Source organism: Curvibacter sp. AEP1-3 (genome assembly GCF_002163715.1).
In the GTDB taxonomy this organism is placed as follows: Bacteria; Pseudomonadota; Gammaproteobacteria; order Burkholderiales; family Burkholderiaceae_C; genus Allorhodoferax.
In genome coordinates, this window is the sequence record NZ_CP015698.1 from 2,055,698 (window position 1) to 2,075,355 (window position 19,658).

Annotated in this window: 18 protein-coding genes and 1 riboswitch; of the genes, 2 read left to right on the plus strand and 16 right to left on the minus strand. The window is 62.3% G+C overall.

Translation table 11 applies throughout. The features are described 5' to 3' along the window. Positions 1 to 3: 3 nt before the first annotated feature. The 7 genes from AEP_RS09525 to AEP_RS09555 form a co-directional block, all read right to left on the minus strand. The gene (locus AEP_RS09525) at positions 4 to 657 is read right to left on the minus strand and encodes an HAD family hydrolase (RefSeq protein WP_087495167.1); all 654 of its coding nucleotides are present in this window, start codon (positions 655 to 657) and stop codon (positions 4 to 6) included. Beyond that, positions 654 to 1,073, minus strand: coding sequence for a YchJ family protein (locus tag AEP_RS09530; protein WP_232459972.1), 420 nt, complete (start codon positions 1,071 to 1,073; stop codon positions 654 to 656). Before AEP_RS09530 ends, AEP_RS09525 begins: the two co-directional genes overlap by 4 nt. 19 nt (positions 1,074 to 1,092) lie before the next feature. Then, positions 1,093 to 1,515 (minus strand): rhodanese-like domain-containing protein, encoded by a 423-nt coding sequence (locus AEP_RS09535; RefSeq protein ID WP_087495168.1) that lies wholly within the window; start codon positions 1,513 to 1,515, stop codon positions 1,093 to 1,095. Between the two features lie 17 nt (positions 1,516 to 1,532). After that, positions 1,533 to 2,450: an MBL fold metallo-hydrolase gene (locus AEP_RS09540; protein ID WP_087495169.1), complete on the minus strand. Its 918-nt coding sequence runs from the start codon at positions 2,448 to 2,450 to the stop codon at positions 1,533 to 1,535. Between the two features lie 5 nt (positions 2,451 to 2,455). After that, positions 2,456 to 3,586 (minus strand): acyl-CoA dehydrogenase family protein, encoded by a 1,131-nt coding sequence (locus AEP_RS09545; RefSeq protein ID WP_087495170.1) that lies wholly within the window; start codon positions 3,584 to 3,586, stop codon positions 2,456 to 2,458. Positions 3,587 to 3,626: 40 nt separating this feature from the next. Then, a complete protein-coding gene (locus tag AEP_RS09550) occupies positions 3,627 to 4,316 on the minus strand; it encodes an SDR family oxidoreductase (RefSeq protein ID WP_087495171.1) in 690 nt (229 codons plus the stop codon). A 148-nt stretch (positions 4,317 to 4,464) separates the two neighbouring features. Continuing rightward, positions 4,465 to 5,646: an acetyl-CoA C-acyltransferase gene (locus AEP_RS09555; RefSeq protein WP_087495172.1), complete on the minus strand. Its 1,182-nt coding sequence runs from the start codon at positions 5,644 to 5,646 to the stop codon at positions 4,465 to 4,467. 173 nt (positions 5,647 to 5,819) lie between these two features. Between AEP_RS09555 and AEP_RS09560 the strand changes: the two genes are divergently transcribed. After that, on the plus strand, positions 5,820 to 7,289 hold the full coding sequence (locus AEP_RS09560) for a Do family serine endopeptidase (protein WP_232459973.1): 1,470 nt from the start codon (positions 5,820 to 5,822) through the stop codon (positions 7,287 to 7,289). Here the strand turns inward: AEP_RS09560 and thiE are convergent. Genes thiE through thiC form a run of 5 tightly spaced genes read right to left on the minus strand, consistent with a single transcriptional unit; the run spans position 7,276 to position 13,067 of the window. Further along, positions 7,276 to 8,910 (minus strand): thiamine phosphate synthase, encoded by a 1,635-nt coding sequence (gene thiE, locus AEP_RS21020; protein ID WP_232459974.1) that lies wholly within the window; start codon positions 8,908 to 8,910, stop codon positions 7,276 to 7,278. The two genes, AEP_RS09560 and thiE, sit on opposite strands and share 14 nt — an antisense overlap. A gap of 7 nt (positions 8,911 to 8,917) precedes the next feature. Continuing rightward, positions 8,918 to 9,886, minus strand: coding sequence for a thiazole synthase (locus tag AEP_RS09570; RefSeq protein WP_232459975.1), 969 nt, complete (start codon positions 9,884 to 9,886; stop codon positions 8,918 to 8,920). A 3-nt stretch (positions 9,887 to 9,889) separates the two neighbouring features. Further along, the gene (thiS, locus tag AEP_RS09575) at positions 9,890 to 10,123 is read right to left on the minus strand and encodes a sulfur carrier protein ThiS (protein ID WP_198301930.1); all 234 of its coding nucleotides are present in this window, start codon (positions 10,121 to 10,123) and stop codon (positions 9,890 to 9,892) included. Then, complete coding sequence (locus AEP_RS09580; RefSeq protein ID WP_198301931.1) at positions 10,120 to 11,163, minus strand: FAD-dependent oxidoreductase; 1,044 nt, start codon at positions 11,161 to 11,163, stop codon at positions 10,120 to 10,122. The genes thiS and AEP_RS09580 overlap by 4 nt, the downstream gene beginning before the upstream one ends. A gap of 2 nt (positions 11,164 to 11,165) precedes the next feature. Further along, complete coding sequence (thiC, locus tag AEP_RS09585; RefSeq protein WP_087495175.1) at positions 11,166 to 13,067, minus strand: phosphomethylpyrimidine synthase ThiC; 1,902 nt, start codon at positions 13,065 to 13,067, stop codon at positions 11,166 to 11,168. Positions 13,068 to 13,155: 88 nt separating this feature from the next. After that, positions 13,156 to 13,256, minus strand: a riboswitch (TPP riboswitch). Positions 13,257 to 13,466: 210 nt separating this feature from the next. Here thiC and AEP_RS09590 point away from each other — a divergent pair. Continuing rightward, positions 13,467 to 13,841: a hypothetical protein gene (locus AEP_RS09590; protein WP_157673119.1), complete on the plus strand. Its 375-nt coding sequence runs from the start codon at positions 13,467 to 13,469 to the stop codon at positions 13,839 to 13,841. Here AEP_RS09590 and aceK read toward each other — a convergent pair. From aceK to AEP_RS09610, 4 genes are all read right to left on the minus strand, one after another. Further along, a complete protein-coding gene (aceK, locus tag AEP_RS09595) occupies positions 13,838 to 15,667 on the minus strand; it encodes a bifunctional isocitrate dehydrogenase kinase/phosphatase (RefSeq protein WP_087495177.1) in 1,830 nt (609 codons plus the stop codon). The genes AEP_RS09590 and aceK overlap by 4 nt on opposite strands. Before the next feature lie 70 nt (positions 15,668 to 15,737). Beyond that, positions 15,738 to 16,403 (minus strand): carbonate dehydratase, encoded by a 666-nt coding sequence (gene can / locus AEP_RS09600; RefSeq protein WP_087495178.1) that lies wholly within the window; start codon positions 16,401 to 16,403, stop codon positions 15,738 to 15,740. A gap of 9 nt (positions 16,404 to 16,412) precedes the next feature. Next, a complete protein-coding gene (locus AEP_RS09605) occupies positions 16,413 to 18,416 on the minus strand; it encodes an LTA synthase family protein (RefSeq protein ID WP_087495179.1) in 2,004 nt (667 codons plus the stop codon). 5 nt (positions 18,417 to 18,421) lie between these two features. Next, on the minus strand, positions 18,422 to 19,603 hold the full coding sequence (locus AEP_RS09610; protein WP_087495180.1) for an isovaleryl-CoA dehydrogenase: 1,182 nt from the start codon (positions 19,601 to 19,603) through the stop codon (positions 18,422 to 18,424). Positions 19,604 to 19,658: the final 55 nt, after the last annotated feature.

The window sequence follows — 19,658 nt, forward strand, 5'->3', positions numbered from 1 at the left end:
CGCTCAAGCCCCCAGCAGCACGGGCAAGTCCGCCATCGAAGCAAACACCTGCGACGCGCCCGCGTCCAGCAAAGCTTGCCCGCCGCCCTGGGGGGCGTAACCGAACACGGTGGCGCCTGCGGCCACACCTGCTGTGACACCGGTCACCGTGTCCTCGACCACGGCGCAGCGCTTCGGGTCTGCACCCAGCGCAGCGGCCGCAGCCAGGTACACATCCGGGTGGGGCTTGGAGCGCGGCAGGTCGTGGCCACTGAACACCCGCCCTTCGAAGTACGGCAACAAGCCGGTCTTGCCCATTTGCATCAGGACCTTGGGCAAGTCTGCGCCTGAGGCACAGGCAATCTTGCCGGCGTAGGCTGCGTGAATGCGGGCAATTGCTTCGGGTGCGTGGGGGATGGGCTGCGCATGCTCCATGAGCGCGGCATTGCGGCGCGCGCGGAACGACGCCATCCAATCGGGTGTGAGCGGCTTGCCGGTTTCAGCTTCAATGCGGGCGCGCTCGTCCATCACAGCTTTGCCCACAAACACAGCCATGCACTCCTGCAGGCTCATGTGCCAACCCTGCTCGGCCAGCATGTCGCGCAGCACGCCATTGGTGATCAGCTCGCTGTCCACCAGTACGCCGTCGCAATCGAACAGCACAGCTTCAAATTTCATGGTTGGTCTCCATCCACATACAACCAGGCTCCGGCCTCTCGCACAAAGCGGCTGCGCTCGTGCAAGCGCACTGCCGCGCCGCTGGCCGGCTTTTGGCGAGCGACGAACTCTACCTGTGCATGAGTGGCATCGTCTTGTGTTTGGGTTCTCACGTCCAGCCCCAGCCATTTGACGCCGGGGTCGAACTCAATATGCTCCGGCCGGTGGCTGGCGTGCCAGGTTTTGAGAAGGTACGGCTCGCGCTCCAACACAAAGGCGCAGTAACGGCTGCGCATCAGGCTCTCAGCATCAGGGGCGGGAGTGTCGCTCTCCAGCCAACGGCCGCAGCATTGGCCGTAGGGGAGCGTTTTTTTTTGGTGTTGCCGGCCACAGGGGCAGACATCCGTCATCACAAAGGGCTTCATGCCCTCCATCATGCCTCGGCTTTCGGCGGCATCAGCCCTTGGCTTGGCGGCGCACCTTTTGCGCTTCCAGGGTTTCTGTGGGCGCGCCGGCCTTCACCCATTCGCCCCAACCGCCGTCGATGTGGGCCACATTGGTCATGCCCATGTCTTGCAAGGCTTTGGCAGCCAACGCACTGCGCCAGCCCGCACCGCAAAACAGGATGAACTCTTTGGACTCATCAGCAAACAAGGGCTTGTGGTACGGCGACTCGGGGTCCACCCAGAACTCCAGCATGCCGCGCGGCGCATGAAAGGCGCCCACCACGGTGCCGTCATTCAGCTCACGGATATCGCGGATGTCCACGATCTGGATGTTCGGGTCCTGCAAGCGGGCTTGCACCTCGGCCACGCTGTAGGTGGTGACCTGCGCCATGGCTTCGTCCACCAGCGCGCGGAATCCTTTGGTAATAGGCATGGGAGTCTCCTTCAATGTCAGGCGTCAAACACGACGCCATCCTGCAACGTTGCAGCGCCGGAGCGCACCAGGTCGTGCACCAGTTGTTGGGTGGCCTCTTCCAAGGTGGCGCCGGCAAAGTGGCTCTGGAAGGTGTCGTTGAAATAGCTGGTGTTGCGCGCCCACGCGATGAGCGCGGGCAGGGGCAAATGGCGGGCTTCGAGCAGCTTGAACTTGAGCAAGACCTTGGCCGCGTACTGCAAATGCTTGGCCGGGTTTTGCACAAAACCGTTGAGGCGCTGGCGTGCATAAACAATGGCCTGCGGAGCGTCGGTGAACGGGGCGCCATGACCGGGGATGACGGTGGCGGGGTTCAGCCGCTCGATCACATCCAGCGTGGCGGCCACTTCGTCGAACGCATCATCGCCATCGAGTTCCGGGAACACCACGCCAAAGCCTTTTTCCCACAGGGCGTCTGCCGACACCAGCGTGCGGCTTTGCGGCTCAAACAGGATGACGGAATGCGGGTCATGGCCAGGGGCGGCGTGGACCTGCCACTGCAGGTCGCCCAACAATATCTCGGTGCCCGGTTGCAGTGTGGCATTCAAATGGAAGCGGGGGCATTGCTGGCCGGTGGGTGTGTAGCTCAGGGCATGTGCGTCCCACACGCGCACATAGTCAGCGTGGCCCGGTGGAATATGCGTTTCCATCACGGGGTAGCGCGCCTGCAGCGAGGCATTTCCCCCGCAGTGGTCGCTGTGCAAATGGGTGTTGAGCAGCAAATCCAACGGCCGGCCTTGCAGCGCCGAGTCCAGCAGCGCAAGCGTCTGCTCGGCATGAGTGCAGTAGCCGCTGTCGATGAGCGCGGTGCCGCCCTCGCCCCGGATCAGGATGTTGTTGCTGGACAGCCAGCCCCGCTCAAAGACGGTGACGCCGGCAGGCAGTGTGTGGGCCATGGAGCTCAAGCCAGTGCGCGCTGGATGATGATCTTCTGCACGTCGCTGGTGCCTTCATAAATCTGGCACACGCGCACGTCGCGGTAGATGCGCTCCACCGGGAAGTCGCTCACATAGCCGTAGCCGCCTAGCGTCTGGATGGCGGCGCTGCACACCTTCTCCGCCATTTCGCTGGCAAACAGCTTGGCCATGGCGGCTTCTTTCAAACACGGGCGGCCAGCATCGCGCAGGGCAGCGGCATGCCAGATAAGTTGCCGCGCAGCTTCCAGCTGGGTGGCGCAGTCCGCCAAACGGAAGCCCACCGCCTGGTGATTGAAGATGGGCTGGCCGAAGCTCTGGCGGTCTTTGGCATAGGCAATTGCCACATCGAGCGCGCTGCGGGCCATGCCCACACTTTGAGCGGCAATGCCGATGCGCCCGCCTTCCAGCCCACCGAGGGCGATGCCATAACCCTCGCCCTCCTTGCCGATCAGGTTCTCGGCCGGAATCCGGCAGTTGTCGAAGTTGATCTGGGCGGTGTCGCTGCTGTGTTGGCCGAGTTTGTCTTCCAGCCGAGCGACCACATAGCCCGGCGCATTGGTGGGCACCAGGAAGGCGCTCATCCCTTTCTTGCCGGCCGCCTTATCGGTCACCGCGATGACGATGGCCACATCGCCGTTCTTGCCGCTGGTGATGAACTGTTTGACGCCGTTGATGACGTATTCATCGCCCTGCCTGAGCGCCGTGGTGCGCAGGCTTGAGGCATCGCTGCCCACATGCGGCTCGGTCAGGCAAAAGGCACCCAGCATCTGGCCCTGGGCCAGGGGCTCCAGCCACTGCTTTTTCTGTTGCGCGTTGCCGAACTTCATCAGGATGGCGTTGACCGGGCAGTTGGTGACGCTGATCACCGTGCTGGTGCCGCCATCACCCGCGGCAATTTCTTCCAGCACCAACGCCAACGTCACGTAGTCCAGCCCCGCGCCGCCCAATTCTTCAGGCACGCAAATGCCGTAGGCGCCCAGCGCGGCCAAGCCTTGGTGAGCGTTTTTGGGGAAGGTGTGTTCCTTGTCCCACTTCGCAGCGTTCGGCCAGAGCTCGGCTTGAGCAAAGTCGCGCACGGCGTCACGGATCATTTCCTGGTCTTGGGTCAGCAGCATGGCTTGGTCTCTCTCGGATCGTTTTTGAATAGGGGGGGCTCTACCAGCTGGAAAACGGCACACCATCCCAGCGCAGGTAGGGCACATCGCTGCAGGCGAATCCAGTGGCGCTTGTCTTTCGCGCGGCCACGCTGGCACGTATGGCTGCCACGCTCTCTTCGGGCAATAAGGGCGCGGCGGACGTGCCCATATCCGTACGCACCCAACCGGGATGGATGAGCAGGAACTGTGCATTCGGGTAATCCGGCTGCGCGGCCACCACCGCCATATTCAGTGCCGCCTTGCTCACGTGGTACACCCAGCCCCGACTGCTCTCGACAGCACCGATCTGCGCGAAGTCACTAGTCAGAAACACGAACTGCCCCTGCGCCTCCTCCACCCACGGCGCCACCTGTGGCAAAGCCTGCATGGCGCCCAACACATTGGTGTGCATCATGGAGTCAAAGGCCTGCGCGGTCGGCGGAGACTTGGCATCGTCTTCCGAGAACACACCTGCCACGTAATAGGCCACGTCAAGCTTTTCGCCATCGAGCTGCCAGCTCAGGCCGCTGATGCTGGCGGGGTTGGCCACGTCCAGCTTCATGGCTTGGGCACCCATGTCACGCAAACGGGTCAGGCCCGCCTCGTCCCGCGCGGTGGCGATCACGCGGTCGCCTGCGTCCAGGTACTGTTGCACCAGCTCCAAGCCGATACCGCGGGATGCGCCGATTACAAAAACAGTCTTGCTCATGTCTCTCCTACAACGCAGGCTTCGCCCGTATGCGGGGTGCTGGGGGCCGATTTCTGCGCGTTTGGCAGTATGAGGCCCCCGGCACCCCGCATATGGGCAGGAAACAACGACCTAGCCCATGCGGAATATGCGCAACAAGCTCCTAAATTTATAGCAATTCGAGCGCCAGGGCCGTCGCCTCACCACCACCGATGCACAAGGTCGCCACGCCCTTCTTGAGTCCACGGGCTTTCAAGGCGTGAATCAGTGTGACCATGATGCGCGCACCGGACGCGCCTATCGGGTGGCCCAGCGCGCAGGCGCCGCCGTTCACGTTCACTTTGTCGTGCGGAATGTTCAGCTCAGCCATCAGCGCCATCGGCACCACGGCAAACGCTTCGTTGATTTCCCACAGGTCCACGTCTTCCACTTTCCAGCCGGCCTTGGCCAGCACCTTTTGGGTGGCACCCACCGGCGCGGTGGCAAACCAGTTGGGCTCTTGGGCGTGGGTGGCGTGGGCGACGATTTTGGCCAGTGGCTTGCAGCCGAGGTCTTTGGCGGTGCCCTTGCGCATTAGCACCATGGCGGCTGCGCCGTCGTTGATGGAGCTGCTGCTGGCGGCGGTGATGGTGCCGTCTTTTTTGAACGCGGCCTTGAGCGTGGGAATCTTGTCCAGCTTGATCTTGCCGGGGCCTTCGTCGATGCTGATCTGCACCTCCCCGGCGCGGGTTTTGACGGTGACGGGGGTGATTTCCGCCTCAAACGCTCCTGATTTAATAGCTGCTTGCGCACGCTGCACGCTGGCTGTGGCGAAATTGTCTTGTTGCTCACGGGTAAAGCTGTACTTGGCAGCACAGTCTTCCCCGAAGGTGCCCATGGAGCGTCCGGCCTCGTAAGCGTCTTCCAGGCCGTCGAGCATCATGTGGTCCATCACGCGGTCATGGCCGATGCGGATGCCACTACGGCCTTTTAGCAAGAGGTGGGGCGCGTTGGTCATGCTTTCCATGCCACCGGCCACCAACACATCGTGGCTGCCGGCCAGCAACATGTCGTGCGCGAACATGGCCGCGCGCATGCCGGAACCGCACATCTTGCTCAGGGTGACCGCGCCCGCGCTCTTGGGCAAGCCGCCTTTGAAGGCTGCCTGGCGGGCTGGCGCCTGGCCCTGGCCGGCCATCAGGCAGTTGCCGAAAATGACTTCGGTCACCAGCTCCGGGCTGATTCCAGCGCGCTCGACAGCGGCTTGGATGGCAGCACCACCCAAGTCGTGGGCGGCAAGAGAAGCGAAGTCGCCCTGAAAGCCACCCATGGGGGTGCGGGCGGCGCTGACGATCACAACGGTTTCTGGCATGGTCTTCCTCGGAGTCAGTAGGGTGGCGGGACGTCTGATATGAATTGACGTTTACGTAAACGTCAATTCTGCCAGAAGATGCCAAGCCCTATCTTTACCCGTGCTTCACCCAAGATTGCAAGCACTTCACCACCGCATGGCACCATGCAGACATGCTGACCCTAACTACCCCTGTGCGACTCCCCCTCCGCGCGACTGCGCTTGCCGGCCTTGCTGCCGCGCTCATGCTTGCTGCGCCACTCTCAGCCTTCGCGCAAGAAGCACCATCACCCTCCACAACGAGCGCACAGGCTATCCGCCAGATCGTGACGCCAGACTTCACGCAAATCGTGAAGCGCTACGGCCCTGCGGTGGTCAACATCAGTGTTACCGGTACCCGCCTGGTGTCCGCCGGAGGCAAAGACGCGCCCAAGGGCAGCGGCCCGGAAGCGGACGACAGCGACGCCATGCAATCCTTTCTGCGCAAATTCCAGGAGCAATTTGGCGCCACGGGTGCCAGCATGACGGTGCCGGTGCGCGGTCTGGGCTCCGGCTTTATCGTGAGTGGCGACGGCCTGGTGCTGACCAATGCCCACGTGGTGGCGCACGCCAGCGAAGTCACTGTAAAGCTGACCGACCGCCGGGAGTTCCCCGCCCGCATCCTGGGCGTGGACACCAAGACAGACATGGCGGTCCTCAAGATCGACGCCAAGGACTTGCCTAGTGTGACCCTCGGATCGCCATCCGACTTGAGCGTGGGCGAGTGGGTGCTGGCTATCGGCTCGCCCTTCGGGTTGGACAACACAGTCACCACCGGAGTGGTCAGCGCCAAGGCCCGAACCCTGCCCGACGACTACACCGTGCCCTTCATCCAGACCGATGCCGCCATCAACCCCGGCAACTCGGGCGGGCCCCTGTTCAATGCCCGTGGGGAAGTGGTGGGCATCAACTCCCAAATCTTTACCCGCAGCGGCGGCTACCAGGGACTGAGCTTTGCCATCCCCATCGACCTGGCCCAATCCGTAGCACGCCAGATTGTGGCTACCGGCCATGCCGCGCATGGCGTTTTGGGAGTGTCGGCGCAAGAGGTGACGCAAGCCTTGGCCACCGCTTTGCGCCTGTCCAAGCCGGCGGGCGCACTGTTGTCTGAAGTGCATGCCGGCAGTGCAGCCGCCAAGGCGGGCCTGCAGTTCGGCGACGTGATTGTGGGCATCGACGGCCATGCCATTGAAACCTCCAGCGATCTGCCCTTGTGGATCGCCATGGCCGTGCCGGGGCAGAAAATTCGAGTCGACTACTTGCGCAACGGCAAGGCACAAAACACTATTGCCACCCTGGAAGCACCCGCAGCGGCCGTCAACGCCAAGGCTGGCAACCTGCCCGACTCTCCCATCCTCGCGCCGCTGGGCATTGCGGTCCGCAATTTGTTGCCGCTGGAGCAGCGTGCTGCGGACACCAAAACCGGCCTACTTGTCGATGCAGTGGCAGAGGGCCCTTCCACCAAAGCCGGCATCGAACCCGGCGACATCCTGCTGGCTATCAACCAGACCCCGCTCACCTCCGTAGAGCAAGCCCGCCAGTTGCTGGCCAAAGCGGGCAAGTCCGTCGCTGTGCTGGTGCAGCACGGCGGAGACAAGAGCTACTTGGCACTTAGCCTGCCTTAGCCGCACCGGCCGCAAAGCCGGCCATCAAGGCTGCGCAGGCAGCCTCGGGATTTGCGGACTTGGTGATCGCGGAAATCACCGCCGCACTGGCCGCGCCCGTCGCAGCCACATCCGCCACGTTGCTGGCATCGATGCCCGCGATGCCCACCACCGGTACCGGCAACACACCCGCCCAGTAGCGCAAGTTGTCCAAGCCCTGCGGAATCCAGGGCATGTCTTTGCTTTGCGTCGCGAAGATGGGACCACAGGCGATGTAGCTGGGCCGCAGCGCCCACGCGCGGGCGACCTCCCAATAACTGTGGGTGCTGAGGCCGAGGCGCACGCCGGCCTGGCGCAACGCGTCCAAGTCCACAGTGTCCAGATCTTCCTGCCCCAAGTGCACGCCATAAGCACCGTGCTGCAGGGCCAGTTGCCAGTGGTCGTTGATGAAGAGTTGCGCACCGGGCGTGGCCTGGGCCGCCGCAATGCTCTCTGCGATCTGGGCCGACAGCGTGGGTTCAATCGGGTCTTTGATGCGCAATTGCACCGTGCGGATACCTGCCGCCAAAACACGGCGCACCCAGGCGGCGCTGTCCACCACCGCATAGACACCCAAAGCCGGGTCGGTGAGATCGGGAAAAGAAGTCTGCGCCGCTGGCGTTATTTGTAGCCAAGGCAGATTGCCCAGGTGCTGCGCAAAGTCAGGCAGTGCCTGCACCGGGCCGGCGCCCTGCCCTGCGGCATAGGCATGGCGCAGCGCATGGGTAGTAGCCATTTTGGCGAGGACCACCGCATCCGCCACACAGTAGCCGCTGGCCAGGGCCGCCGCCGCCGTGGAGGCGAAAGTGCAGCCCGTGCCGTGGTGATGCGCAGTGTCTACACGCGGGAGACTCAGCCAGCCTGTAGCCTGCGCGCTCTGCAACCAATCACTGGCCAACCCTTGCGCACGCGCGTCATCACCGCCCGTGATGGCTACCGCAAAGCAGTCATACACGCCCTGCCCGTCGGCAGGTGCGCGTTCCCGGGTACCCAGGCGCCAGCGGGCTTGCAGGGCTTGCGCCAATTCGGGAGCCGGGGCGGCATGCAGGGGGTGATCTGCGCGTTCGGCCTGCAAGAGGCGCAATGCCTCCCTGCGGTTGGGCGTGATCAATGTGGCGCGGGGCAGCAGCTGGCGGCAGTAGGCGTCCAGCAGGGCGTCGTCGACGAATGGAGTGGCTGTGGTGGAACCCAGCACAGGGTCTACCACCAGGGCTACCGGGTGACCCTGTGCACGCAATGCATCCACCCACCGGCACACCACACGCAGGTTGTCCACACTCCCGAGCAAGCCGGTCTTGATGGCCTGCGGCGGCATGTCCTGCGCCAGCGCGGCCAGTTGTGCGTCCAGCAGCTCGGCGCTGACGGGCTCCACACGCGTCACCTCCACAGAGCTCTGCGCGGTGATGGCGGCCACGGCCGTGCAGCCATGCACCCCGAATGCCTGCAAGGCTTTCAGATCCGCCTGCAAGCCGGCACCGCCGCCAGAGTCAGAGCCGGCGACGCTCCAGACCACGGGGCGTCGGCCCGCAGGCGCGCGGGCGAATTCAGTGACCAAAGTGCTTCTGGCGCCCATAGGTATTGCGCGGATAGCTTCGTTTTTCATAGCAATCTCACAACAGGATGGGGTGACCCGCGACCGGGGTAGACGCCACCGCCATGTCCTGGCGGGGCATGACGCCGGCTTCATAGGCCAAGCGGCCGGATGCAATGCCGAGCTTGAACGCGCGGGCCATGCGCACCGGATCTAGAGCATGGGCCACAGCGCTGTTGAGCAGCACCGCGTCCAGCCCCAGTTCCATGGCCTGCACGGCATCGGCCGGCGAGCCGATGCCGGCGTCCACGATGAGGGGCACGCCGGGCAGGCGGGCCCGCAGGGTGCGCAGCGCGCCGGGGTTGACCAGCCCCTGCCCCGAGCCTATGGGCGCGCCCCAAGGCATGAGGATGTTGCAGCCGGCATCCAGCAGACGCTGGCAGCTCACCAGGTCGTCCATGCAATACGGAAAGACTTCGAAGCCGTCTTTCACCAGTTGCGTGGCGGCGGCCAGCAGCTCGAAGGGGTCGGGTTGCAAAGTGTGGGCATCGCCCACGACTTCGAGCTTGATCCAGGTCGTGTCAAACAGTTCGCGGGCCATGTGGGCCAGGGTGATGGCTTCGCGGGCGGTGTGGCAGCCAGCGGTGTTGGGGAGCAGGTGGGCGCCGGTGGCTTTGATGAGAGCGAAGAAATCGCCCGCCTCGGCTCCGTGGGCGAGTTGGCGGCGCAGGCCCATGGTGACGACTTGGGCGCCGGAGGCTTGGATGGCGTCCAGCAGTATTTGGGGCGAGGGGTATGCTGCGGTGCCCAGGAAGAACCGGCTTGTCAATGCGCGGCCGCCGATGTGCCATTCGTTGGCGTCGGCGGCATGACTTGGCGGCAGCGTGCTCTGCTCCGTGTCCCCCGCCCGCTGCGCGGGCTCCTCCTTGACCTGCGCAGAACACGCTGCCGCCAAGTCACTTTGTGTGGCGGTTGAGCGTTCGAGTCCATCGATCTTTTGTGATGCGGTAAGTTGATCCACCGCTTCGACATTCATGTGTGCAGTCATGGGTCAACCGCCCTCGATGGGTTGAAAGGTGAGGATGGTGTCGCCCTCTGCCAGCGGCTGCTGGGCGCGCTGACTGCGGGGCACAAAGTTGCCGTTGACGGCCGTGGCAAGGGCAGCGGGCGGCACACCGCGTGCATCGACCCAGGCTTGCAGGGTTCTGGCACTTGTGGTTTCGGGGCTGCCGTTCACCGTGATGGTGATGGTGATGGTCGTTGGCTCGGTGTCTGTGGCGGTCATAGCTTGAGCTCTTGCAATGCCTGCTCTACCAATGCCGGGGCAATGAGCCAGCCGTGGCGGAAGAGGCCGTTGATTTCGGTTTTGCCTGCGCTGTGGCGAATGGCCGGCAGGTTGTCGGGCAGCGCGGGGCGCAGGTTGGTCTCGGTGTGCACCACGCGCGCCTCAGCAAGTGCGGGCATCACGCTATGTGCTGCACTTAACAGCTCCAGCGTGCTGCGCAGGGACACGGGCGAGCGGTCTTCGCTCTCGATCTCGCTGGCGCCCACCACGATCACATCGCCGGAGCGCGGCACCATGTAGATCGAGTGGCGCGGATGCAGCAGGCGCACCGGGCGGTGCAGGGGCACGCCGGGCGCATGCAGCCAGAACACCTCACCCCGCACGCCGCGCACCGGTAATTCTGGCTTGGCGCCCACACCACGCACGTCAAACACATGGTGGAAGCAATGTTGTGCTTCGCCGGCATGGATCGCGCCTGCGTCCACCGCCGTGACGGTGCTGCCCCAATGCCACTGCACACCTTGCATCGTGGCTTGTGCGGCCAGCGCCTGCAGGGCCTGCACGGGGTGTATCTGCCCCTCACTGGGCAGCAACCAAGCCAGCGCCGGACCTTGGATGCCGGGCTCCAGCGCGCGCAGTGCATCCATCGTTAAAGGCTGCGGTTGGTACGGCGCATCGGACTTGGCTTGCAGCAGCCCAACCACGCGCTGGGCCGCGCCCGCATCGCTGCGGTGGGCCAGTAGCAGGCTGCCGTGCATGTGCAGGGCTACCGGCTCAGAGAGCGTCTGCACGATCTGCGGCCAGAGCTGGCAGGAGCGCACGCCCAATGCAAACACTTCGCTACCCGCGCGCTCCAGCTCAGCCACTGGGCTGAGCATGCCCGCCGCCGTCCAGCCCGCAGCCTGCGAACCGGACTCCGCACGCGGGCCGGGGCCCGACGCCGGGTCAAACACATGCACGTCGTGGCCTGCGCGGCTGAGCGTGAACGCCAGCAACCGCCCGAGCACACCCGCGCCGGCAATGCCTATGCGCAGCGCCATGGTCAGGCCTTGGTGTCGTCGGTCGCGGCCTTCACAGGGTTGATGGGGATGTAGATTTCCCCGCCCACCTTTTTGAACTCGCCCGACATCACCGCCATGCCCGATTGCAACGCCTGCTCCTCGCTCACGCCCAAGTTCTTGGCGTAGTCGCGCACCTCCTGGGTAATCTTCATGGAGCAGAACTTGGGGCCGCACATGGAGCAGAAATGCGCCACCTTGGCACCCTCGGCCGGCAAGGTTTCGTCGTGGAATTGCTTGGCGGTGTCAGGGTCCAGCGAGAGGTTGAACTGGTCCATCCAGCGGAACTCGAAGCGCGCTTTGGACAACGCATCGTCGCGCGCCCGCACACCCGGGTGACCCTTCGCCACATCGGCCACGTGGGCGGCAATCTTGTAAGTGATGATGCCGGTCTTCACGTCCTCGCGGTCGGGCAAGCCCAGGTGCTCCTTCGGAGTAACGTAACAGAGCATCGCAGTGCCGAACCAGCCAATCATGGCGGCACCAATGCCGCTCGTGATGTGGTCGTAGCCCGGCGCGATATCGGTGGTCAGCGGGCCCAGCGTGTAGAACGGGGCTTCACCGCAGTGCTTGAGCTGCTCGGTCATGTTGACCTGCACCATGTGCATGGGCACGTGGCCGGGGCCTTCGATCATGACCTGCACATCCTGCTGCCAGGCCTTGTGCGTCAGCTCACCCAGGGTGTGCAGCTCGGCAAATTGGGCTTCGTCATTCGCATCAGCACCAGAGCCGGGGCGCAGACCATCACCCAGCGAATAGCTCACGTCATACGCGCGCATGATCTCCGTCATCTCGTCGAAGTGCGTGTACAAAAAGTTCTCTTTGTGGTGCGCAATGCACCACTTGGCCATGATGGAGCCGCCGCGCGAGACGATGCCGGTCACGCGATTCGCCGTGAGGTGAATGAAGGGCAGACGCACACCGGCATGCACCGTGAAATAGTCCACGCCCTGCTCGGCTTGCTCGATGAGCGTGTCGCGGAAAATCTCCCAGGTCAGGTCTTCGGCAATGCCGCCCACCTTTTCCAATGCTTGGTAAATCGGCACGGTACCGATGGGCACAGGGCTGTTGCGCACGATCCAGTCGCGTGTGGTGTGGATGTTTTTGCCGGTGGACAAGTCCATCACGGTGTCGGCACCCCAGCGGATGGACCAGACCAGTTTTTCCACTTCTTCTTCGATGCTGGACGTCACTGCTGAGTTGCCGATGTTGGCGTTGATCTTCACCAGGAAGTTACGGCCGATGGCCATGGGCTCCAGCTCGGTGTGGTTGATGTTGGCGGGAATGATGGCGCGGCCGCGGGCCACTTCATCCCGCACGAACTCGGGCGTCACCACCTTCGGGATGCTGGCTCCAAAGCTGTTGCCGGCCAAACGCTTCTCGCGGTCAGCGTTGCCGAGGTACTGGGCTTGCCATTCCAAGTTTTGGTTCTCGCGCAGGGCGACGTATTCCATCTCGGGGGTAATGATGCCTTTGCGGGCGTAGTGCATTTGCGTGACGTTGGCGCCACTCTTGGCCCGGCGGGGTTGGCGCTGCAGGCCGGCGGCTTGGGCGCGCAAGGCGGCCAGGGCATCGGTTTCGCCGTTCTTGAGGCCGTCGTCCAGCGCAAAGGGTTTGCGGCCTTCGTACAACTCGGTGTCGCCGCGGCCGGCAAGCCACTCCGCGCGCACCAGCGGCAAGCCCGAACGCACATCGATGTGGGCACGCGGGTCGGTGTAGGGGCCGGAGGTGTCGTACACCGTGATGGCCTCGCCATTGCTCTGCATGATTTCGCGCAGCGGCACCTGAATGTCTGGACGGCTGCCTTGCAGATAACGTTTGGTGGAAGCGGGAAGCGGTTCGCGCGTGAGGCGGATGAACTGGGCAAGTTTGTCGGGTGCGTTCACTGGGAAATCTCCGGGTTAACGCCCGAAGAAAGAGAAAAACACGCCCCCGAAAACTTGGAATGAGCCACAGCCCGCACGGCACACGGCCGGGGGCACTGCTCTGCACTTCTTACGCTGGTATGAACCAGATCAAGTTCACGGGTTTGGTATCCATCTCAGCGCAACCACTGCGCACCCCGGGCAGGGCGGAGTGTACGCGATGTTGTTTGCACACTTGAAGCTCCTCGTACGGACAGGCAATACTCACGCCATTTTGTGCCCGCAACCCAAACGAACGGCCTATAACAGATGCTAACCAATTCAGAAACTGAAAGCTTTACTTACTTCACAAACAGAAAACGCACAGTATTTCGAGGCTTCATCGCTGGCCTGATGGGCTACTTCTTCATATTAATTTGCATGACGTTCGCCGTATATGCGATCCAAAGCTTGCTTTCTCTTTTCCTTCCAGATGGTCATGCACTAACCAAATTTATTGCCAGCGAGACTGCACAAACGGGCTCACTATTGATTTCTACATTCGCCCTTTTTATCGGAATTTTCGGTGGAATATTTGTCGGAATGTTGTCTCCCCAAGGATCACGTATCGTAGTTGCAGTCCTTACAGCGATGAGTTTGGCGAGTATCTTTGTGAGCCCCATTCCAGACGGACTATCCTTGGCCAAGCTCACTTTTTGGATGCTCGCTACGCCTGTGGGTTACATCCTCGGAAACGAGCTTTATCTCCGGCATGAACTTCAGATCGACTATTCGAAGAATCAGTCAAAAAGCTAGTGCGACCGCGCAAAGCGCTTGTCCTTCTCATATGGGTACACGTCGTGCACGTACCCCGCAGCAATGCGTTCCTTTTGCGTCTGCCAGAAGGCGGGGTCCAGCAGGTTCGCGTGGTATTGCATGAACACATCACGCACCAGCGGATTACCCAGCAGAAAAGGGGCAAAGGTTTCCGGGAACACATCACGCGGGCCCACGGCATACCAGACCTCGCCGGACATTTCCTCTTCTTCGTTGCGGGGCTCGGGCACCTTGCGGAAGTTGCAATCAGTGAGGTATTCGATCTCGTCGTAGTCGTAGAACACGACCTTGTTGTTGCGGGTGATGCCGAAGTTTTTCCATAGCATGTCGCCGGGGAAGATATTGGCAGCCACCATGTCTTTGATGGCGTAGCCGTAGTCAATCACCGAGCGCTCGATCTGGTGCCGTGCCCGTAAGGCCGCGGGACTCTGGTTGTTGCGATCCGCGCCGCCCGCATCGAACGCTTCTTGCAGGTACATATTGAGCGGGATCATGCGGCGCTCGATGTAGACGTGTTTGAGGATGACCTCGGTACGACCGTCACCATCGCGATCACTGATCTCCAGTTGGCTGGGCGCAAACTGCTGCAGTTCGGCAATCAGCTCATCGCTGAAACGCTCACGGGGAAAAGCCACATCGCCATAGTCCAGCGTATCGGCCATGCGGCCTACGCGGTCGTGCTGCTTGACCAGCTGGTACTTGCCCATGACCTGCTCGCGGGTCGTTTCCTTCTGGTGCGGAAAGTAGTCTTTGATGACCTTGAACACATAAGGGTAGCTGGGCAGGTCAAACACCAGCATCACCATGCCCTTGATACCGGCTGCAATGCGGAACTTGTCAGTGCTGTGCTGCAGGTGGTGCAGAAAGTCGCGGTAGAACAGCGTCTTGCCCTGCTTGGCCAGCCCCAGCGCGTTGTAGATTTCGTTGCGCGGTTTGCGCGGCATCATGCTGCGCAGAAACTGCACATAGGCACTGGGGATCTCCATGTCGACCATGAAGTAAGCCCGCGCAAAGCTGAAGAGGCGCAGAAGATCATCCTCCCCGAACAGCGCCGCATCTATGCGCAGCTGGCCGTCTTTGCTGTGGAGCACCGGCAGGGCAAAACCGGCTTCGGTATAGCCGTTGATCAGCTTGCCGATGATGTAACAACCCTTGTTCCGGAAGAACAGGCTGGAGAGCACCTGCACCTGAAAGTTGGCGAGCAACTTGGCCTCGCCCAACTGCCGGGTCATGACCGCCAGCACGTTGCGGGCATCCCGCTCCAGGTCTTCAAACGGCACCCGCAGGTCAAAGTCCTGCACCATGCGCACCAGCTGCGCCTGCACGTCGTCCAAGGTGGGGTAGTAGCAGCGGTAGGTGGGCTGGTAGCTGGCTCCCGGCGCGTCCAGGTTCTCGATGTACTCGGTACTGACCGCAGGCCGCACGAAAATGAAATCGTTCTGGAAGTAGCTGCGGTGCAGGATTTTGGTGGTCACCGAATTGAAAAAGGTCTCGGCCAGTTCCGGCTGATGGTGATTCACCAACAGGCCGATGTAGTGGAGCTTGATCTGCTGCCACACCTCGGCGCCCTGCTCGCCGGCCTTGAACTCGCGCTCCAGCCGGCGCGAACACTCTTGTACCCGCAAGCCATAAAACTCGATGCGCTCACGCTGCGCTCGCTGCTGGCCATGCCAGTCGCGGGTTTCAAACCGGTGTTTGGCCCGCGCACTCTCGGTACGGAAGAGTTGGTAGTGGCGGTTAAAGCCGTCGAGCAGCGCCCGCGCGATGTCGTAAGCAACAGAGGAATCAAGCCGGGTAGGAAACATGCGCGAGATTCACTATATTTTTGATAGCTGCTCGCGCATATTCCATGGGCGCCACAGGCCGAATTGATGCTTAACGGGGATGACGGGGCATGAGCCGTACGCCGGAAATGGCTTCCCGGTACAGCGCATCGAGGTTGTCCTCGCGGCCGACTGTCATGTGCAGGTCCTGCACCAGGCCGTCGTGCACACCGTACACCCAGCCATGCAGCGTCACTTCCTGCCCGGCAGCCCAGGCGTCTTGCAGCACAGTACTTTGCGCGACGTTGATCACCTGTTCAATCACATTGAGCTCGCACAAGGCGGCGGCCTTGCCGTGGTCAGGAATGGCGTCCAGGATATCGCGGTGACGGTCCCGCACGTCCTGGATATGGCGTAGCCAGTTGTCGGCCAGGCCTATGCGGGCACCTTCGAGCGCTGCTTGCACGCCCGAGCAGCCGTAGTGGCCCACGACCATCACATGCTTGACCTTGAGACGCTCTACCGCGAACTGAATGGTGGACAGCGCATTCAGATCCGAATGCACCACCACGTTGGCCACGTTACGGTGCACAAAAATTTCTCCCGGCGCCAAACCGATGATTTCGTTGGCGGGCACCCGGCTGTCGGAGCAGCCGATCCACATGTACTTGGGCTTTTGCTGATTGGCCAGCCCGGTGAAAAAGCCGGGACGGGTGCGCTCCATCTCCGCGGCCCATGCGCGGTTGCTGGAAAAGAGATCGTTGAGTTTGTCGGTCATAGACCCCGATTATTTATGAAGCGAGACGCGCACGTTCCAATCGAGGAGTGCGTACCGGGCACGTTCCTGCTGATCGTCCAAGGCATTGAACTCGCATTGCTGGGAAGGCTTGGACGAAGTGCACACAAAAGACTTGGGGTTGCCCAGCTGCCACATGCCCTGCGCATTGCGCGCTTCGCCTGTGAAAAACACAGCCCGTGGCGCGTTCAGGGCGTCAGGTTGCGCGGGCAGGTCTTTGAGCAAATTGCGCCCTGCGTTGATGTAGTTCCCCTGAATGCCCGCCAGCGGGAACAGGGTGTTGAACATGTCACGGTGGCTGGCCGGTTGTTCCAGCTGGTTGCCGCATTGGAGCTTGCTACCCCAAATCACAAACGGTACCTGGCGCACCAGGTAGCGCCGGCTGGCATCGGCATACACCCCGAAGGAGCGGACATTGTGGTCCCCGGTACCGGCAATGATGGTGTTGTCTTTGAGCGGACCCTTTTGCACGTCTTGCACAAAGCCGCCCAGCAAGTCGGTGGCGTAGTGGTAGGTGTCGAGGTTGGGAATCAGTGTCTCAGAGCTGGTCTCGCCCTTCCACTGCGCCATGTCGCGCGGCACGCGTTGGTAGTCGGCGGGCAAGTCGTAAGGCGGGTGGTTGGTGCTGGTGAGCACAAACACAAAGATGGGCTTGTCCTTGGGCTGCGCAGCCATGCGTTTGCTCAGGTACTTGAAGACGTAGTCGTCCCACACGCCCCAGATACCCAACACGGCTTCCGGGTAGGCTTCCTTGAGGTTGTTGGCGTCGATCACTTCGTCAAAGCCTTGCACCTTGAGAACGCGATTCAGGTCGCGCCAGCCGGAGCGGGCGGAGGTGACAAACAGGGTCTGGTAACCCGCTTCCTTGGCCACTTGCGCCACGGTCCAGGGGATGGTGCGACGGCCTGCATCGCCCAGCGTGAGCGGCGTGATGGGCGTGGAATACAGAATCGCTTCCAGCGATGGGTGGGTCCCCGCATGGGCGGAGTCAAAATTCTTGAAATAACAGGCGTCCTGCAAGGTGGGCGCCATGCGGCCCAGCACGTCGAATGTGGGGCTCTGGTAGAGCATGGGCTCGGCGCTCCAGGACTCCATCAGGAAGAACAAGAGGTTCTTTTTGGTGGTTCCAGCGGGCAAGGGGTCGTGCGCAAACAGGGCGGCCTTGACTTCCGCATCGTTCGCATGCGGCAGGCCCAAGGCCTCCGCTGCCGCCAACGGGGAGCGGAAGCCCATGGCTTTGACGCCCACATTCGGGTCGGACAAATCCTGCGACTGGCCGCGACTGTCCCACGCATATTTGAGCGCGATCACGCCATTGGGAACCATGTCGTTCAGAAACTGGGAGGTGGTCACCGTCAAGTGCTGGCGCTGCAGCGCCATCTCGCGGATGGTGCCTTTACCTGCAAACGCCAAGGCGAAAAACGCCACGATCACGACCACCAGCTTGACCACCGCATGGCGGGTGTGCAGCACCGTATCCGGCTGAATGCGGTGCGCAAGCACACGATGCAAAGCCACAGAACCCCAGGTGAGCACGGCCGCCAGCAGCAGCGTCCAGATGACCGGAAAGTCGTGCCAGATGGTCTTGAGCACAGCGGCGGTATCGTCCTCAGCCAGCCCGAAGATCAGGGAGTCGATGGGAGTTTTGTAGAAGCCGAAGTAATGCAGGTTGATCAGCGACAGCATCACATACAGCAGCGCCAGCCCCGCCACAATGCGCCTGTGTACCTTGCCTGACACCCACGGCAGCACCAAGAGCAGCAAAAAGCCAGCGATGGCGCTGACCTTCAGGTCAAACCGGAAGCCCTGCAAGGCGACGGTCGCGACATCACCGCTGCTCGCGTGGTAGCCCTGCGGCCAGAAATACGCCAGTTGCCCCCACCGGATCAAACTCAGCGCCACCACCAGGGGCACGATGAGCACCCAAGCGCGCATCAAGCCGCGCAGGGTGCCGTGGAGAATGGATGTCAGGGTGCGTGCAATGGCGGATTTCATAAGCCTCACATTGTCTCAGCGAACAGCTCCCGTCCGATGAGCATGCGGCGGATCTCACTAGTACCCGCCCCGATTTCATACAACTTGGCATCGCGCCACAAGCGCCCCAGCGGGTACTCGTTGATGTAGCCGTTGCCACCGAAAATCTGCACGCCCTCGCCCGCCATCCAGGTGGCCTTCTCGGCTGTCCACAAAATGACGGAAGCGCAATCCTTGCGGACCTGGCGCACATGCTCCGCGCCCAGCAAGTCCAGGTTCTTGGCTACGGTGTAGGCGAAGGCCCGGCCGGCTTGCAGCACGGTGTACATGTCGGCCACCTTGCCCTGGATCAGCTGGAACTCACCGATGCTCTGGCCGAACTGCTTGCGGTCGTGGATATAAGGGATCACGTTGTCCATCACGGCCTGCATGATGCCCAGCGGCCCGCCGGAGAGCACCGCGCGCTCATAGTCCAAGCCGCTCATCAGCACCTTGGCGCCGCCATTGACCTGCCCCAGCACGTTGGCCAACGGCACTTCCACGTTGTGGAACACCAGCTCGCCGGTGTGGCTGCCACGCATGCCCAGTTTGTCCAGCTTTTGCGCAATGCTGAAGCCGGGCATAGATTTTTCTATCAGGAAGGCGGTCACTCCACGCGCGCCCAGCTCGGGCTCGCTCTTGGCGTAGACGACCAGGGTGTCGGCATCCGGGCCGTTGGTGATCCACATCTTGTTGCCGTTGAGCAGGTAGTAGCCGCCCTTGTCTTCGGCCTTGAGCTTCATGCTCAGCACGTCGCTGCCGGCGCCCGGCTCGCTCATGGCCAAGGCACCCACGTGCTCGCCGGTGATGAGTTTAGGCAGGTACTTGGCGCGCTGCTCGGGTGTGCCGTTACGCTTGATCTGGTTCACGCACAGGTTGCTGTGCGCACCATAGCTCAGGCCCACCGAGGCGCTGGCACGGCTGATTTCTTCCATGGCCACCATGTGGGCCAGGTAGCCCATGTTGGCGCCACCATATTCCTCGCCCACGGTGATGCCGAGCACACCCAGGTCACCCATTTTGCGCCACAGGTCCATAGGGAACTGGTCGCTGCGGTCGATCTCGGCGGCACGGGGGGCGATTTCGGCTTGGGCGAACTCGCGCACGGCATCGCGCAGGGCGTCAATGTCTTCGCCGAGTTGGTAGTTCAGTCCGGGCAGGTTGCTCATGGTGGTCTCCTCGTTGTAGTGTGTTTGTGTGAAAGCGCAGTGACGCGCGTGGCAC

Excerpts from the sequence above, each read along its gene's own strand:
- AEP_RS09580 (WP_198301931.1), bottom strand. The coding sequence starts at position 11,163 with ATGGCGCTGCGCATAGGCATTGCCGGCGCGGGTGTGCTCGGGCGGTTG.
- AEP_RS09525 (WP_087495167.1), bottom strand. The coding sequence starts at position 657 with ATGAAATTTGAAGCTGTGCTGTTCGATTGCGACGGCGTACTGGTGGAC.
- can (WP_087495178.1), bottom strand. The coding sequence starts at position 16,403 with ATGACCGACAAACTCAACGATCTCTTTTCCAGCAACCGCGCATGGGCC.
- AEP_RS09530 (WP_232459972.1), bottom strand. The coding sequence starts at position 1,073 with ATGATGGAGGGCATGAAGCCCTTTGTGATGACGGATGTCTGCCCCTGT.
- AEP_RS09570 (WP_232459975.1), bottom strand. The coding sequence starts at position 9,886 with ATGACTGCACACATGAATGTCGAAGCGGTGGATCAACTTACCGCATCA.
- AEP_RS09590 (WP_157673119.1), top strand. The coding sequence starts at position 13,467 with ATGACGTTCGCCGTATATGCGATCCAAAGCTTGCTTTCTCTTTTCCTT.
- AEP_RS09540 (WP_087495169.1), bottom strand. The coding sequence starts at position 2,450 with ATGGCCCACACACTGCCTGCCGGCGTCACCGTCTTTGAGCGGGGCTGG.
- AEP_RS09550 (WP_087495171.1), bottom strand. The coding sequence starts at position 4,316 with ATGAGCAAGACTGTTTTTGTAATCGGCGCATCCCGCGGTATCGGCTTG.
- AEP_RS09605 (WP_087495179.1), bottom strand. The coding sequence starts at position 18,416 with ATGAAATCCGCCATTGCACGCACCCTGACATCCATTCTCCACGGCACC.
- AEP_RS09610 (WP_087495180.1), bottom strand. The coding sequence starts at position 19,603 with ATGAGCAACCTGCCCGGACTGAACTACCAACTCGGCGAAGACATTGAC.
- AEP_RS09545 (WP_087495170.1), bottom strand. The coding sequence starts at position 3,586 with ATGCTGCTGACCCAAGACCAGGAAATGATCCGTGACGCCGTGCGCGAC.
- aceK (WP_087495177.1), bottom strand. The coding sequence starts at position 15,667 with ATGTTTCCTACCCGGCTTGATTCCTCTGTTGCTTACGACATCGCGCGG.
- AEP_RS09535 (WP_087495168.1), bottom strand. The coding sequence starts at position 1,515 with ATGCCTATTACCAAAGGATTCCGCGCGCTGGTGGACGAAGCCATGGCG.
- thiE (WP_232459974.1), bottom strand. The coding sequence starts at position 8,910 with ATGAAAAACGAAGCTATCCGCGCAATACCTATGGGCGCCAGAAGCACT.
- AEP_RS09555 (WP_087495172.1), bottom strand. The coding sequence starts at position 5,646 with ATGCCAGAAACCGTTGTGATCGTCAGCGCCGCCCGCACCCCCATGGGT.
- thiS (WP_198301930.1), bottom strand. The coding sequence starts at position 10,123 with ATGACCGCCACAGACACCGAGCCAACGACCATCACCATCACCATCACG.